Genomic DNA, 13425 nt, shown 5'->3' on the forward strand with positions numbered 1-13425 from the left:
CCTGTGGATCACCGGAGGACCGGACGCTAGTGTCTCCGGATGAGGATCCTCATCTCCGCCGACATGGAGGGGGCCACGGGCGTCACGTGGCCCGCCGACGTCGAGCCCGGCACCGAGCAGTGGCAGCGCTGCCGCGCGATGTTCACCGGCGACGTGAACGCGGCCGTGACGGGCCTGTTCGAGGGCGGCGCCGACGAGGTCCTGGTCAACGAGGCGCACGCCACCATGCGCAACCTCCTCCTGGAGGAGCTGCACGAGGACGCGACCATGATCACCGGCCGCCACAAGGACCTGTCCATGGTCGAGGGCGTCCAGGCGGGCGACTGCGACGGCGTGGTCTTCCTCGGCTACCACTGCGGCGCCGGGGACGAGGGCGTGCTCGCCCACACCTACCTGCCCAACGCCATCACCGGCGTGTGGCTGGACGGGGAGCCGGCGAGCGAGGGCCGGCTCAACGCCGCGGTCGTGGCCGCGTACGGGACCCCCGTCATCCTCGTCACCGGGGACGACCGGGCCTGCGAGGACGCCGCCGGCTACGCCCCCTTCGCCCGGACCGTCGCGGTCAAGGAGCACGTGAGCCGCTACGCCGCCCGCTGCCGTCCGCCCGCCCGCACCGCGCGGGACATCCGCGCCCAGGCGCGCGCCGCCATGCTGCTGGCCGGTCGCCTGGTCCCCGCCGAGCCGCGTGCGCACGAGGTCGAGGTGGAGGTCGACGCCGCCCACCTGGCCCAGGCCGCCGCGCTGGTACCGGGAGTGACACGCGTGGGAGCCCGGCGCGTCCGCTACACCTCACCCGACGCCTACGAGATGATCCGTTGCTTCAAGACGGTGACTACTCTCGTTTCCCAGGCAATGGAAGCCCACTACGGGTAAGACTGGTGCGGGGGATCTCCCCGTTCCGGCACACCACTCATCGCAGAGAGAGGCCGCGCACGTGGTCCACACCGTCACGTCCCCCGAGACCGGTCTCGACGCGGCCGGGGAGGACGCGATCCGCCTGGCCCGCGGACTCGTCCGCCTGGACTCCACCAACCGCGGCGGCGGCCAGGGCGACGAGCGCGCCGCGGCCGAGTACACCGCCGAGGCCCTCGGCGAGGCGGGGCTCGATCCGGTGATCCTGGAGTCGGCGCCCCGCCGCGCGAACGTGGTCGTCCGCGTGCCGGGGACCGATCCCACCGCCCCCGCCCTGCTCGTCCACGGCCATCTGGACGTGGTCCCGGCCGACGCCGCCGACTGGACCCTGCCGCCCTTCGCGGGCGAGATCGCCGACTGCCCGGTCACGGGCGTCCCGGCGCTGTGGGGCCGCGGCACGGTGGACATGAAGAACTCCGTCGCGATGGTCGCCGCCGTGGTGCGCCACTGGGCCCGCCACGGCGTGCGGCCGCGCCGCGACCTCGTCCTGGCGTTCGTCGCCGACGAGGAGGACAGCGCCGCCTACGGGGCCGACTGGCTGGCACGCGAGCACGCCGACCTGTTCGAGGGCTGTTCCGTGGGGATCGGCGAGGGCGGCGGGGAGACCGTGCACGCCCGCGGCGCGGACGGGCGCCCGGTCCGGCTCTACCCGGTGGGCGCCGCCGAGCGCGGCAGCGCCTGGCTGACCCTGCGCGCCCGCGGCACGGCCGGGCACGGGTCCCGCCCCCCGCGCGACAACGCCGTGGGGGCGCTCGCCGAGGCGGTGGCCCGGATCGACCGGCACACGTGGCCGACGAACCCGACGCCCGTGACCCTCGACGCGATCGACGCGGTCGCCAAGGCGCTGGGCGTGGAGCGCGCCCCCGGCGACACCGCCACCGACGAGGCCCTCGACGCCCTGATCGCCCGGTTGGGCGAGGTCGCGCCGCTGATCGCCCCGACGGTGCGCAACAGCGCGGCCCCCACGATGCTCTCGGCGGGGTACAAGCTCAACGTGGTGCCCGGGGAGGCGACCGCGGGTGTGGACGGGCGTGTGCTGCCGGGCGCCGAGGCGGCCTTCGAGGCCACCATGGACGCGCTGACGGGCGGTCGCGTGGACTGGGAGTACGCGCACCGGTCGCCCTCGGTGTCGGCCCCCGTGGACGGCGCCGCGTTCGCGGCGATGGGTGCCGCCCTGCGCGCGCACGACCCCGACGCGCACGTGGTGCCGATGTGCCTGTCCGGGGGCACCGACGCGAAGGTCTTCGCCCGCTTGGGCATCGACTGCTACGGCTTCTCCCCGATGAGCCAGCCCGAGGGGCTGGACTACACGGAACTGCTGCACGGCGTGGACGAGCGGGTGCCGCTGGACGGGCTCAGGTTCGGGGTGCGCGTGCTGGACACGTTCCTGCGGGCCTGAGCGCCGCGCGCGGAGCGGGAACGGCGCGGGCGCGCAGGGCGTCCGCGCGGGTCAGCCGACGAGGGGGAGGACGATCAGTGGGCAGGGCTGCGCCGGAGGCGTCCGTTGAGGGCTGCGGGGAGCGACGCGGGGATGGAGCACCGGGGGCGTCCGTCGAGGGCGACGGTGGGCGACGGGTGAGCGGTGGGGCGGCGGCCGTACGCGGGGTGCCCGCGCTGACGCGTCCGCCGCGCCTGCGCGCCGGTGACCGGGTCCGGCTGGTCACACCTTGCAGTCCGGTCCCGGCCGCCCAGTTGGAGGCCTCGGTCGCGGTCCTGCGCGCGTGGGGTCTGCACGTGGATCTGGCGCCGCACGTGCGCGAGCGCCACTCGCACCTGCCCTATCTCGCGGGCCAGGACGCCGTGCGCGCCGCCGACCTGCAGTCGGCCTGGTGCGACCCGGACGTGGCCGCGGTGTTCTGTGTGCGCGGCGGCGACGGCGCGCACCGGACCCTGGACCTGTTGGACTTCGAGGCGATGCGGCGGGCCGAGCCCAAGGCGCTGATCGGGTTCAGTGACGTGACCGCGCTGCACGAGGCCTTCGCGGTGGAACTGGGCGTGGGGACGGTGCACGGACCGGTCGTGGGGACGCGCTACTTCGTGGGCGACCCGCAGGCCCAGCACGAGCTGCACACGACGCTGTTCTCCCCCGACGAGCGCATGGTGCTGACGTCGCCGGGCGCGCACGCGCTGGTGCCCGGGCGCGCACGCGGCGTGACGTTCGGCGGCAACCTCAGCCTGCTCAACGACGGCCTGGCCACCCCGCACAGCCGCCTGTCCGCCGACAACGGCCTGCTGATCCTGGAGGACATCGGCGAGGACGTCGCCCGGATCGACCGGATGCTCACGCACCTGCTGCGCACCGGATGGATGGACGGCGTGGCCGGGGTCGTGCTGGGCACGTGGACGGACTGCCCGCCCGACCTGGGTGTGATCGCCGACCTGATGCGCGAGCGCCTGGAACCGCTGGGGGTACCGGTGCTGTGGGGCCTGGAGTTCGGGCACTGCCCGGCCCAGCTGACCATCCCGCTGGGCGTTCCCGCCGAGCTCGACGCCGAGCGCGGCACCCTGGAGCTGGCCGTTCCGGGCCTGGTGTGAGCCGCCCGCGCCGGACCGCGCGCGGTTCACGGTGACCTTCCACCCGTTCATGGCGGGCCTTACCCGGCCGCTGGCCGAGCGTGTGCGGGGCGGCGCGGGAGGTGAGGGTTCCCGAATCCGGCTCGGGAACCCTGTCGGCGGGGGAACGCGCCGATAGACTCGTCTCATGGTTCGAGAACCACTGACCCCCGAGCAGATCGCCCGCGGCCACCTGCTGGGGCGGCTGCTCCGTGAGGCCCGGGGACGGCGCACGATGGTCGACGTCGCCCACCAGGCCGGGATCTCCGTGGAGACCCTGCGCAAGATCGAGGGCGGCCGCATCCCGACCCCCGCCTTCTTCACCGTCGCCGCGATCGCCGACGCCCTGGACCTGTCCCTGGACGACCTGCTGCGCCGTCTGCACGGCACCGCCGCCGTCGCCGTCTGAGTCCGCCGGGCGCGGTGACCGCGAGGGAGCGCCGGGCCGGGTTCGGGCCGCGGTGGGCGGCGGGCGCCCTCCCCGGCGCAGGCCTTCCTCACCGCGCGCCCGCCCCCGGTCTACGCCGGTTCCCGCAACGGCCAGACCTCGACCACGCCCCGCGCGACGGCGCACGGGGTCTGCGCCACGAGTCGGACGGCTTCCTCGATGGTCTCCGCCTCGATGATCTCGAACCCGGCCACCGGCAGGGAGGAGGACATGAAGGGTCCGCGCTCCACCGTCGTGCCGGCGCCGTCGTGGTTGGTCACCTGTACGGGTGTGCCGGCGATGCCCAGGACCGCCCCGGCCGCACGCAGGCGGGCGTCATGCGCGTGCGCCCTGTCGCGTACCGCCGCATCGGTGCGGTCGTAGCCGTCCTGGTCCCCGTATCCGATGGTCACGAACTTCGCCACAACGGAACCTTCCCCTCGTTCGTACGGACTGTTCACCGGTACTGACCTTCAGCCACGCCCGAACTCATCGCCGTGCCGGAGGAACACGCGCCGCCGCGCCTCCGCCCACCCGTCCGAAGGCCTTCGGCGAAACGCGCCCTAGCCGCCCAGCAGGGCCTCGGTGAGCAGGCCGTTGAGCACCCCGTCGGGGGTGTGGGCCCGTGCGCGTGCCTGCGCCCGCCCCTCGGCCAGGCACCACCGCCAGAGCCGGTCCAGGCGGTCGGGGTCGGGTGCGGCGTCCGGTCCGTCGAGGGTGAGCACGGGCCAGTCCCACACCCGGCCCTGAGCCGCGACCTTGGCACCGCCCACGACGGGATCCACCGCCACCGCCGGGACGCCGTTGCGCAACGCGAGCACCAGCCCGTGCAGGCGCGTGGTCACCACCAGGTCCATCCGTCCCACCAGGGCGTCGAACTGGCCCGGCCGCGCGCAGTGCAGCCAGTCGACGGCGTCCAGCCGGGTGTCGAGCGGCACCCGGGCGCAGTCCTTGGCCACCAGCCAGTCCGCCAGCGCGCGGTGCACGCGCGCGTGGGCGGCGCGGTCCCGGTACTCGGGCTGACCGGGTGCCGCGGTCACTCCCACCACCGGCACCTGTGCCGGGGCCGGAGCGTCCGCGGCCAGGTCCCGGTGCGGTTCGCGCCCCGGCGCGTCGCGGGGCAGGACCGCGTGGAAGCCGCGCAGCGCGGGGTCGGTGGGGTCGACGGCGGACACCCCGACCGCGATCCGCGTGCAGTCGGCGAAGCGCCGGTGCAGCTCGGTGACCTGCTCCCCGGCCGCGGGCCCGCATACGAAGACCAGATGCGAGTAGGCGGCCGGGTCCACCTCCTCCAGCGTCGGCCCGCGTGAGCGGAAGTGGGGGCTCCACACGATGTCGTGGGCGATGCCGTGCGCGCCGATCTCGGCGGACACCGCCTCCGCCGCGCCGACGTCCCCCGCCGTCGCCTCGCCGTGCAGGAACGAGAACCAGCCTGCGAGCACGACACGGATCGGTCTGCGGGTCCCCATGGTCCACCTCCTCGCCACACGCCTATCGTGTGAGACGTACCCGCGGCCCGGGCGTGTTCCCCCGTTCCCCTAGGACCGGGGAGTGGTAGGCACGTGGGAGCCGCGTCGAATCGCAGGGGGAGACCATGACCGATCAGGCACTGAAGGTGGACGAGGCCGAACTGCGCGGCCTGTTGGACGGACGCTGGGCCCAGGTGCGCGAACGCGCCCGCGACCTGCTGCGCGGTGAGGAGTTCGCTCCCGTCTCCGGGCTGACGGTGGACGACCACCGCGAGCGCGTACTGACCCAGCTCAAGGCCCTGGCCGGCACGGGAATGGCCGGCTACGGGTTCCCCGAGTCCGTGGGCGGTTCCGACGACATCGGCGCCTCGGTCGTCGCCTTCGAGATGCTCGTGTGCGATCTGTCGCTCATGGTGAAGGTGGGCGTGCAGTGGGGGTTGTTCGGCGGCGCCATCCGTGCCCTGGGCACCGAACCGCACCACGCCGAGTACCTGCCCGGCGTGATGTCGGTGGACCTGCCCGGCTGTTTCGCGATGACCGAGACCGGCCACGGTTCGGACGTCCAGCGCCTGCGCACCACCGCCACCTACGACCCCGCCACCGAGGAGTTCGTGGTCCACACGCCCGACGAGGCCGCGCGCAAGGACTACATCGGCAACGCCGCCCGGGACGGGCGGATGGCGGTGGTCTTCGCCCAGCTGAACGCGGACGGCACCGAGCACGGCGTCCACGCCCTGATGGTGCCCGTCCGCGACGCCGAAGGCAGCCCGATGCCGGGCGTGCGGATCGAGGACTGCGGGACCAAGGCCGGCCTCAACGGCGTGGACAACGGCCGCCTGTGGTTCGACCAGGTCCGGGTGCCCCGCACGAACCTGCTCAACCGCTACGGCGACGTGGCCGCCGACGGCACCTACAGCAGCCCCATCGAGAACAAGAACCGCCGCTTCTTCACCATGCTCGGGACCCTGATCCGCGGCCGGATCAGCGTGGCCGGGGGCGCGGGCACCGCCACCAAGGCCGCGCTGGCGATCGCGGTGCGCTACGCCGACACCCGTCGCCAGTTCACCCGCCCCGCCGCAGACGGCCGCCCCGAGCAGGAGGTGCGGATCCTGGACTACCTCGCCCACCAGCGCAAGCTGCTGCCGGCGCTGGCGTGCACCTACGGGCTGCACTTCGCCCAGGAGGAGCTGGTCACGCGGCTGCACGAGCTCTACGGCGCCCAGGAGCCGGGCGAGCGCGACGAGCACGCCCAGCGCGAGCTGGAGTCGCGCGCGGCCGGGCTGAAGGCGGTCGCGACCTGGCACGCCACCGAGACCATCCAGACCTGCCGCGAGGCCTGCGGCGGGGCCGGATACCTGGCCGAGAACCGCATTCCGCAGCTCAAGGCCGACTCCGACATCTTCACCACTTTCGAGGGCGACAACACGGTGCTGCTCCAGCAGCTCACCAAGGGCCTGTTGACCAACTTCCAGGACTACTTCGGCGACCTCGACCAGTTGGGCCTGGTCAAGTTCGTGGCCGGGCGGTTCGTCGAGACGGTCATCGAGCGCACCGCCGCGACCCCGCTCATCGAACGGCTGGTCGCCGCCGCCCCCGGCCGCGGCACCGAGGCGAGCCTGCACAACCGCGGTTGGCAGCTGGAGCTGCTGGAGGACCGGGAGCAGCACATCATCGAAGGGCTGGCCGGGCGTCTGCGCCGGGCGCGCAAGGACGGCAGCGACGCCTTCGACGTGTTCAACCAGGCCCAGGACCACGTGCTCACCGCCGGGCGCGCGCACATGGACCGCGTGGTGCTGGAGGCGTTCGTCTCGGGTATCGACCGCTGCGGCGACCAGTCCACGGCCAAGCTGCTCAACCGCCTGTGCGACCTGTACGTGCTCTCCGTCGTGGAGGAGAACCGCGCGTGGTTCCTGGAGCACGAGCGCCTGTCCACGTCCCGGGCCAAGGCGGTGACCCAGGCGGTCAACGACCTGTGCCGGGGGCTGCGCCCCTACGCGGTCACGCTGGCCAACGGCTTCGGGCTGCGCGACGAGTGGCTGGGCGCGCCCATCGCCCTGGGCGCCGAGCACGCCCGCCAGGGCGACGTCGCGGCGGCCTCCGCGGGCTGACTAGGCTCGTCGGCGTCGAGGAGACGTACGGAGGGGGTTCTGATGTCGGCCGTCCGGCTGCTGGTCCTGGGGGCGGTCCGCGTGCGCGGGCGGGCGCACGGCTACCAGGTGCGCGCGGACCTGGAGTCGTGGGGCGCGCACGAGTGGTCCACGGCCAAGCCGGGATCGATCTACCACGCCCTGAAGCAGTCGGCACGGCAGGGATTGCTGCGCGCCCACGACGTCGCGCCCTCCACCGCCGGCGGACCGCCCCGGACCGAGTACGAGATCACGGACGAGGGCACCGCCGCCTACTTCGCGCTGCTGCGCTCGTCGCTGGCCTCGATCGACGAGAAGCCGGACGTGCTCTCCGCCGCCGTCGGGTTCCTCGTCGACCTGCCGCGTGCGGAGGCCGTCACCCTGCTCAAGGAGCGGGTGGCGGCCCTGGAGGAGTGGCGCCGCAGCGTGGTCGGGTTCTACGAGCCCGGGCAGGGGTCCGAGCCCGTGGACCACATCGGCGAGGTCATGGACCTGTGGGTGCACTCGGCCGAGTCGGGTGCCCAGTGGACGCGCGGCCTCATCGCGCGGATCGAGGGCGGCGCCTACTCCTTCGCGGGTGAGGGCGGCGAGCCGTTCGCCGACCTGCTGACCGACGGCTGAGCATGTCCCCGGCGGCCGGTCGGCGGCCGGCAGGGGTGGGTGAGGCTCTGGGATCGGTGGAGCCACCGGGGCCAGAGGGGGCCTTGGGACCCCGGTCGTCATGGGGGTCCTCGGGGTTATGGGAGCTTCTCGAACCACCTGCGCACGTGGGCGGCGATCTCCAGCTCCGCCTCGATGCGTCGGCGCTCGGCGTCGGTGAGGACGAGGCCGCGCAGGCGATCCATCCACGCGGGGAGGTCGCCGGTCTCGTCCAGGGCGGTGGAGAGCTCGATCAGGGTCGCCAGGGCCAGGCCCACGTCCACCGCGGGAGCCCGGTTGCCGTACCTGCGCAGCGCCGAGCTCACGTGGCGCAGCGCGGCACGGTCGTCGTGCCTGAACTCGCGGAAGATGCGCGCCTGATCGAGCGCCCTGGCCAGCCCGTCCAGCCTCTTGGACCCGCCGTACTCCAGTTCCACGGGCTCGTCTCGCTGGATGAAGATGATCTGGTTGCCCGAGGGGTCCATGAGACTGAAGCGGGTGGCGCCGAACCGGTAGCGGGTGATCCGGGGCAGGCCGCGCGCGAGCACCTTTCCATAGTGGCGGCGCATCGCGGCGACGAGGGCCGCGTGGTAGGACGCGACGTCGTCGACCATGACCAAGCAGCCCCCGGTGTGCTCGCGGGAGGGGTCCAGCCCTTCGGGCGGGCGTGTGTAGTGCAGGTCGAAGCCGCTCCACCGGAACGCGAGGTAGAGGTAGGGACGGGACTGCCGATAGGTGACCTCGAATCCGAGCGCCTGGAAGAACTCCAGGGTCTCGTCCACCGACGCGCAGTGCAGTGTGGGCACGACCGTCTCGTTGGGCCGTACGCCCGGGTGCTGGTCAGAGGGCATGTCCGTCGCGTCCGGCGTGTCTGGCGTCTCCGGTGCGGCCGACGCGGTCTGTTCGGCGGGTGCGGTCTGTTCGGCGGGTGCGGTCTGTTCGGCGGGTGCGGTCTGTTCGGCGGGTGCGGTCTGTTCGGCGGGTGCGGTCTGTTCGGCGGGTGCGGTCTGTTCTGCCTGTTCGGGCATGGTGCCTCTCTTCACTGGTCGAGTTCGTCCAGTGGTGAGCCTAGGCTCCCGCTTCCGACTAGTCAAAGTTGACTAGTTCGATGCCACTTGTGTGCGGCCCTTCCCCTCGCGGGCCGCACTGCTTAACATGAGGAAAATTCATGTTAGGCAGGTCACACGTGCGCACGCCCCCCGCGCCCCAGCCCACGCCCGAACCCCCTCCGCGCGACCCGGCCCCGGTCGCCGCACTCGCCGAACCCCTGCTCCCCGTGCGCGCCGTGTGGGTGGCCGGCCTCAGCCTGGCCAACCTCGGCATGTGGATGGCCTTCTTCGGCCCCCTCCAGGTCCTGTTGCCCGAGCAGATCGGCCTGGCCGCGCCCGAGGCCAAGGAGACCGCGCTGGCCTGGGTGACCGGGGTGGGCGCGGCCCTGGCCATGGTCGCCACGCCCCTGGCCGGAGCGCTCTCGGACCGCACCACCGGGCGCTTCGGACGCCGCCGCCCCTGGGTCCTGGCGGGGGCCGTCCTAGGCGGGATCGGCCTGGTGGTCCTGGGCCGCCAGGACACCGTGGTCGGTGTGATGGTGGGCTGGTCGCTCGTCCAGACCGCGCTGTCCTGCCTGAACGCGACCCTGCTCGCCGCCGTCCCCGACCACGTACCGGTCCGCCAGCGCGGCGCGGTCTCGGGGTGGATCGGCATCCCCCAGTCGGCGGGCGTGGTCGCCGCCGTCCTGCTCGTCACCGTCGTGACCACCGGGATCGCACCCGGGTACACGCTGATCGGCGTCCTGACCGCCGCGTGCGCGCTGCCCTTCGCCCTGCTCTCCCCCGACCCGCCGCTACCGCGCGAGGCCCGGCCCCCGTGGCGGGAGTTCACCCGCGGCTTCTGGGTCTCGCCGCGCCGCCACCCCGACTTCGGATGGGCCTGGCTGACCCGGTTCCTCATGCAGACCGGCAACGCCATGTTCGTGCTGTACCTGCTGTACTTCCTGCGCGACGGCGTCGGCTACGAGGAGCTGTTCCCCGGCTCGTCGGCGGCCGACGGGCTGCTGGTGCTGATCCTGGTCTACACGGCGGCCGTCGTGGCCACCACCGTGGTGGCGGGGGTCGTCTCGGACCGGCTCGGGCGCCGCCGCGCCCTGGTGTGCCTGTCCGGAGTGGTGATGGCCGTGCCCGCGTTCCTGCTGGCGCTGGCCCCCACCTGGCCCATGAGCCTGGTGTGCGCCGTGGTGCTGGGGATGGGCTTCGGGGTCTACCTGTCCGTGGACAACGCCCTGGTCACCCAGGTGCTGCCGACGGCGCTGGGCCGGGCCAAGGACCTGGGGATCGTCAACATCGCCAGCGCCGGGCCCCAGGTGATCGCCCCGGCGCTGGCCGGGCCGATCGTGGTGTACCTGGGCGGCTATCCGGTGCTGTACACCGCCTGCGGCGTGGTCACCCTGCTCGGGGCCGCGCTGGTCTGGAAGATCCGGGGGGTCGCGTGACCCCGCACGACACGAAGGAGTCGACTGTGCCGTCACCGTTCCTGTGGGGTGTGGCCACGTCCGCGTTCCAGGTCGAGGGAGCCCTGACCGAGGACGGGCGCGCCCCGTCCGTGTGGGACGTCTTCTGCGAGCGGCCCGGGACCGTCCGGGACGGCCACAGCCCCGCCACGGCCTGCGACCACTACCACCGCTGGGCCGAGGACGTCGACCTGCTCGACCGGCTGGGGGTGAACGCCTACCGGTTCTCGGTCTCCTGGCCCCGGGTGGTGCCGGAGGGCGGCGGCACGGTCAACAAGGCGGGACTGGACTTCTACGACCGCCTGGTGGACGCCCTGGTCGCACGCGGGATCGAGCCGGTGCCGACCCTGTTCCACTGGGACCTGCCGCAGGCGCTGGAGGAGGCGGGCGGGTGGTCCTCGCGCGGGACCGCCCAGGCCTTCGCCGAGTACGCGGCCGCGGTCGCCGACCGCCTGGGCGACCGGGTGCGCCGGTGGATCACGCTCAACGAGCCGGTCGTGCACATGGCCTACGGTCACGCGTTCGGCGTCCACGCGCCCGGCAAGGCCCTGGACGTGCCCGACGTGCTGACGGTGGCCCACCACCAGCTGCTCGCGCACGGGCTGGCCGCCGGTGAGCTGCGCTCGCGGGGGCTGGAGGTCCTGCTCACGAACAACTACTCCCCCGTGGACCCCGCCACCGGCTCCGAGGCCGACGCGGCGGCGGCGCGCGCCTACGACGCCCTGCACAACCGGCTGTTCACCGACCCCGTGCTCACCGGCGCCTACCCGGACCTGAGCGCGTTCGGCGCCGAGGGGATCGACGCCGTGCGCGAGGGCGACCTGGCCGTGATCGCGGGCAGTGTGGACGGGCTGGGCGTCAACTACTACAACCCCACGCGCGTCGCCGCTCCCCCGCAGGGGGCGGCGCTGCCGTTCGACTTCGCCGAGATCACCGGGGTGCCCACGACGGCGTTCGGGTGGCCGGTGGTGCCCGAGGGCCTCGAACGCCTGCTGCTCCTGCTCAGGGAGCGCTACGGCGACGACCTGGTGCCGATGTACGTGACCGAGAACGGCTGCTCCCAGGAGGACGAGGTCGACGCGGGCGGCGGTGTGGCCGACCCGGAACGCATCGCCTACCTGGCCCAGCACGTGCGGGCCATGGACCGGGCGCGCGAGCGCGGGGCGGACGTGCGCGGGTACTTCGTGTGGACGCTGACCGACAACTTCGAGTGGGCGGAGGGGTACCACCAGCGCTTCGGCCTGGTCCACGTGGACCACGCGACCCAGCGGCGCCGTCCCAAGGACTCCTTCGCGTGGTACCGGTCGCTGATCGCCGACCGGACGGGCCGTGCGGCGGAGGCCGCGCCCGAGTGACGAGCCCGGCGGCGCACGGCGTCGCGGTTCCCCAGGCGGAGCCCGCCGCGGAAGCGTGGTCACTCCCTCTAAGGCGGGGCTCTGGCGGTCCTCGCGGGCGTCAGCGTCCCGCCCGGAACGCGGCGGCCTCACGCACCGCCGGGTGCGGGTCCTCGCGGCGCAGCCGCCACAGCCGGGCCGTGTAGCGGTCGCGTTGATCGGGGGTGGTGGGGGCGTCCGCCAGGACGTGGACGGCGTGGCGCCGGACGGCGGGCAGTGCCGACTCCAGTCCGGCCAGGGCGGTTTCGACCTCCTCGGGGCCGATCGCGCAGAAGCCGCCCGGGGCGAGGCCACGCAGGACCGCCTCCTGCCATCCGGGCCGGTCCGCCAGCGCCTCCTCCAAGGGTGCGTAGTCGAGCCCGCCGTGCTCCCCGTGGTCACGGAATCCGGTGTAGGGAGCCGTGAGCCCGCGGAGCGCCACCCCCCGCGGGAGCCGGTCCAGCCGCGCGGCCACCAGGCCCATCCGGCCGAGCAGGGCGAGCGCCGCCGCGGCCCAGGCGCGGTCCGGCTCCGGCAGGCCGCCGTCCGCCATGACCGGTTCCAGGGCCGCGATCACGGCCGGCGGCGCCCCCGGGGTGGCCATCGGAGCGATCTCGGCGAGGAGCTTCGCCCACCGCCACTTCTCCCGCGCGCCCGGCAGGTGTTCGAGGACGGCGGCGAGGACCTCCGGGCCTCCGAGCGCGCGCAGGGCGTCGGTCGCCTTCTCCGCGCTCAGCGGGCCCGGCGCGGGCGACTCGGTGAGCGCGACGAGCTCCCGCGCCCGCCGCTGCGGCGCGAGCGCTTGCAGGCGCTCCACCTCGTCCTCCTCGGCGACCAGGTCCGGGAAGTGCCGTCCGACCTCGGCACGGGTCAGCGACAGCGGAACGAGTTCCCAGTCCTCGTCCATGGCGACGACGACGAAGTCGGCGTCCACGACGCCCTCGGTCACCAGGCGGTGGCGGGCCGATCGGCAGGCCGCGACGACGGTGCGCAGGTAGCGGTCATGCACCTCGTCCCAGTGCCGCTCGCCGTCGGCGGTCGCGTGCGCCTGCAACCGCCGGGCCCACTCGTCCTCCGCTCGGCCCGGGTCGTGCTGCCACGGCCAGTCGGCGGGGCTCCACCGCAGCTCGGCGGCGCCGCACGCGCCGTCGCCGGCGACGGCCTCGGCGAGCCACTCCTCACTGGCCACCCCGACCATCGTCCAGCCGATCATGCCGCCCTGCTCCGCGTAGAACTCGTGCACGGCCGCTCCGTAGAGCCGGTCGCGCGGGTGCTCCTCGCGCACGCGTCGGACCAGGCCGACCACCTGGCGGCCGAGCACTTCTTCGAGACCCTGCCAGTCGAACTCCATGCCGCGGATGTTATCCACAGCCTCCGACGGAGGGTTCCCCCGGCGAGGCCGCACCCGGACAATAAGCCG

At 73.8% G+C, this 13425-nt stretch carries 12 protein-coding genes; 8 read left to right on the forward strand and 4 right to left on the reverse strand.

Annotated features, from left to right (window positions below; translation table 11 throughout):
- Positions 1-39 precede the first annotated feature (39 nt).
- From DFP74_RS00850 to DFP74_RS00865, 4 genes are all read left to right on the forward strand, one after another.
- Positions 40-873 carry a M55 family metallopeptidase gene (locus DFP74_RS00850; RefSeq protein ID WP_121179950.1) on the forward strand — a complete coding sequence of 278 codons (834 nt, stop codon included), beginning with the start codon at positions 40-42 and terminating at the stop codon, positions 871-873.
- A gap of 61 nt (positions 874-934) precedes the next feature.
- The gene (locus DFP74_RS00855; RefSeq protein WP_121179951.1) at positions 935-2311 is read left to right on the forward strand and encodes a M20/M25/M40 family metallo-hydrolase; all 1377 of its coding nucleotides are present in this window, start codon (positions 935-937) and stop codon (positions 2309-2311) included.
- Between the two features lie 176 nt (positions 2312-2487).
- Positions 2488-3447: an LD-carboxypeptidase gene (locus DFP74_RS00860; protein ID WP_233570748.1), complete on the forward strand. Its 960-nt coding sequence runs from the start codon at positions 2488-2490 to the stop codon at positions 3445-3447.
- Between the two features lie 166 nt (positions 3448-3613).
- On the forward strand, positions 3614-3874 hold the full coding sequence (locus DFP74_RS00865; RefSeq protein ID WP_121179953.1) for a helix-turn-helix transcriptional regulator: 261 nt from the start codon (positions 3614-3616) through the stop codon (positions 3872-3874).
- Positions 3875-3984: 110 nt separating this feature from the next.
- Here DFP74_RS00865 and DFP74_RS00870 read toward each other — a convergent pair whose 3' ends face one another.
- Together DFP74_RS00870 and DFP74_RS00875 are read right to left on the reverse strand one after the other, a co-directional pair.
- The gene (locus DFP74_RS00870) at positions 3985-4317 is read right to left on the reverse strand and encodes a YciI family protein (RefSeq protein ID WP_121179954.1); all 333 of its coding nucleotides are present in this window, start codon (positions 4315-4317) and stop codon (positions 3985-3987) included.
- Between the two features lie 138 nt (positions 4318-4455).
- Positions 4456-5361 (reverse strand): polysaccharide pyruvyl transferase family protein, encoded by a 906-nt coding sequence (locus tag DFP74_RS00875; protein ID WP_121179955.1) that lies wholly within the window; start codon positions 5359-5361, stop codon positions 4456-4458.
- A 125-nt stretch (positions 5362-5486) separates the two neighbouring features.
- On the opposite strand from DFP74_RS00875, the gene DFP74_RS00880 reads away from it, so the two are divergent.
- Both DFP74_RS00880 and DFP74_RS00885 read left to right on the forward strand, forming a co-directional pair.
- A complete protein-coding gene (locus tag DFP74_RS00880; protein WP_121179956.1) occupies positions 5487-7469 on the forward strand; it encodes an acyl-CoA dehydrogenase in 1983 nt (660 codons plus the stop codon).
- A 42-nt stretch (positions 7470-7511) separates the two neighbouring features.
- Positions 7512-8108, forward strand: coding sequence for a PadR family transcriptional regulator (locus tag DFP74_RS00885; protein ID WP_121179957.1), 597 nt, complete (start codon positions 7512-7514; stop codon positions 8106-8108).
- Between the two features lie 116 nt (positions 8109-8224).
- Here DFP74_RS00885 and DFP74_RS00890 read toward each other — a convergent pair whose 3' ends face one another.
- Positions 8225-9154: a glyoxalase gene (locus tag DFP74_RS00890; RefSeq protein ID WP_370013329.1), complete on the reverse strand. Its 930-nt coding sequence runs from the start codon at positions 9152-9154 to the stop codon at positions 8225-8227.
- A gap of 158 nt (positions 9155-9312) precedes the next feature.
- Here DFP74_RS00890 and DFP74_RS00895 point away from each other — a divergent pair, with 158 nt between their 5' ends.
- Both DFP74_RS00895 and DFP74_RS00900 read left to right on the forward strand, forming a co-directional pair.
- Positions 9313-10614 (forward strand): MFS transporter, encoded by a 1302-nt coding sequence (locus DFP74_RS00895; protein ID WP_233571281.1) that lies wholly within the window; start codon positions 9313-9315, stop codon positions 10612-10614.
- A 26-nt stretch (positions 10615-10640) separates the two neighbouring features.
- Positions 10641-11987, forward strand: coding sequence for a GH1 family beta-glucosidase (locus DFP74_RS00900; protein ID WP_121187945.1), 1347 nt, complete (start codon positions 10641-10643; stop codon positions 11985-11987).
- A 100-nt stretch (positions 11988-12087) separates the two neighbouring features.
- Here the strand turns inward: DFP74_RS00900 and DFP74_RS00905 are convergent, their stop codons facing one another.
- The gene (locus DFP74_RS00905; RefSeq protein WP_121179959.1) at positions 12088-13356 is read right to left on the reverse strand and encodes a DUF4303 domain-containing protein; all 1269 of its coding nucleotides are present in this window, start codon (positions 13354-13356) and stop codon (positions 12088-12090) included.
- Positions 13357-13425: the final 69 nt, after the last annotated feature.

Origin of the sequence: Nocardiopsis sp. Huas11 (genome assembly GCF_003634495.1) — a bacterium.
Taxonomy (GTDB): domain Bacteria; phylum Actinomycetota; class Actinomycetes; order Streptosporangiales; family Streptosporangiaceae; genus Nocardiopsis.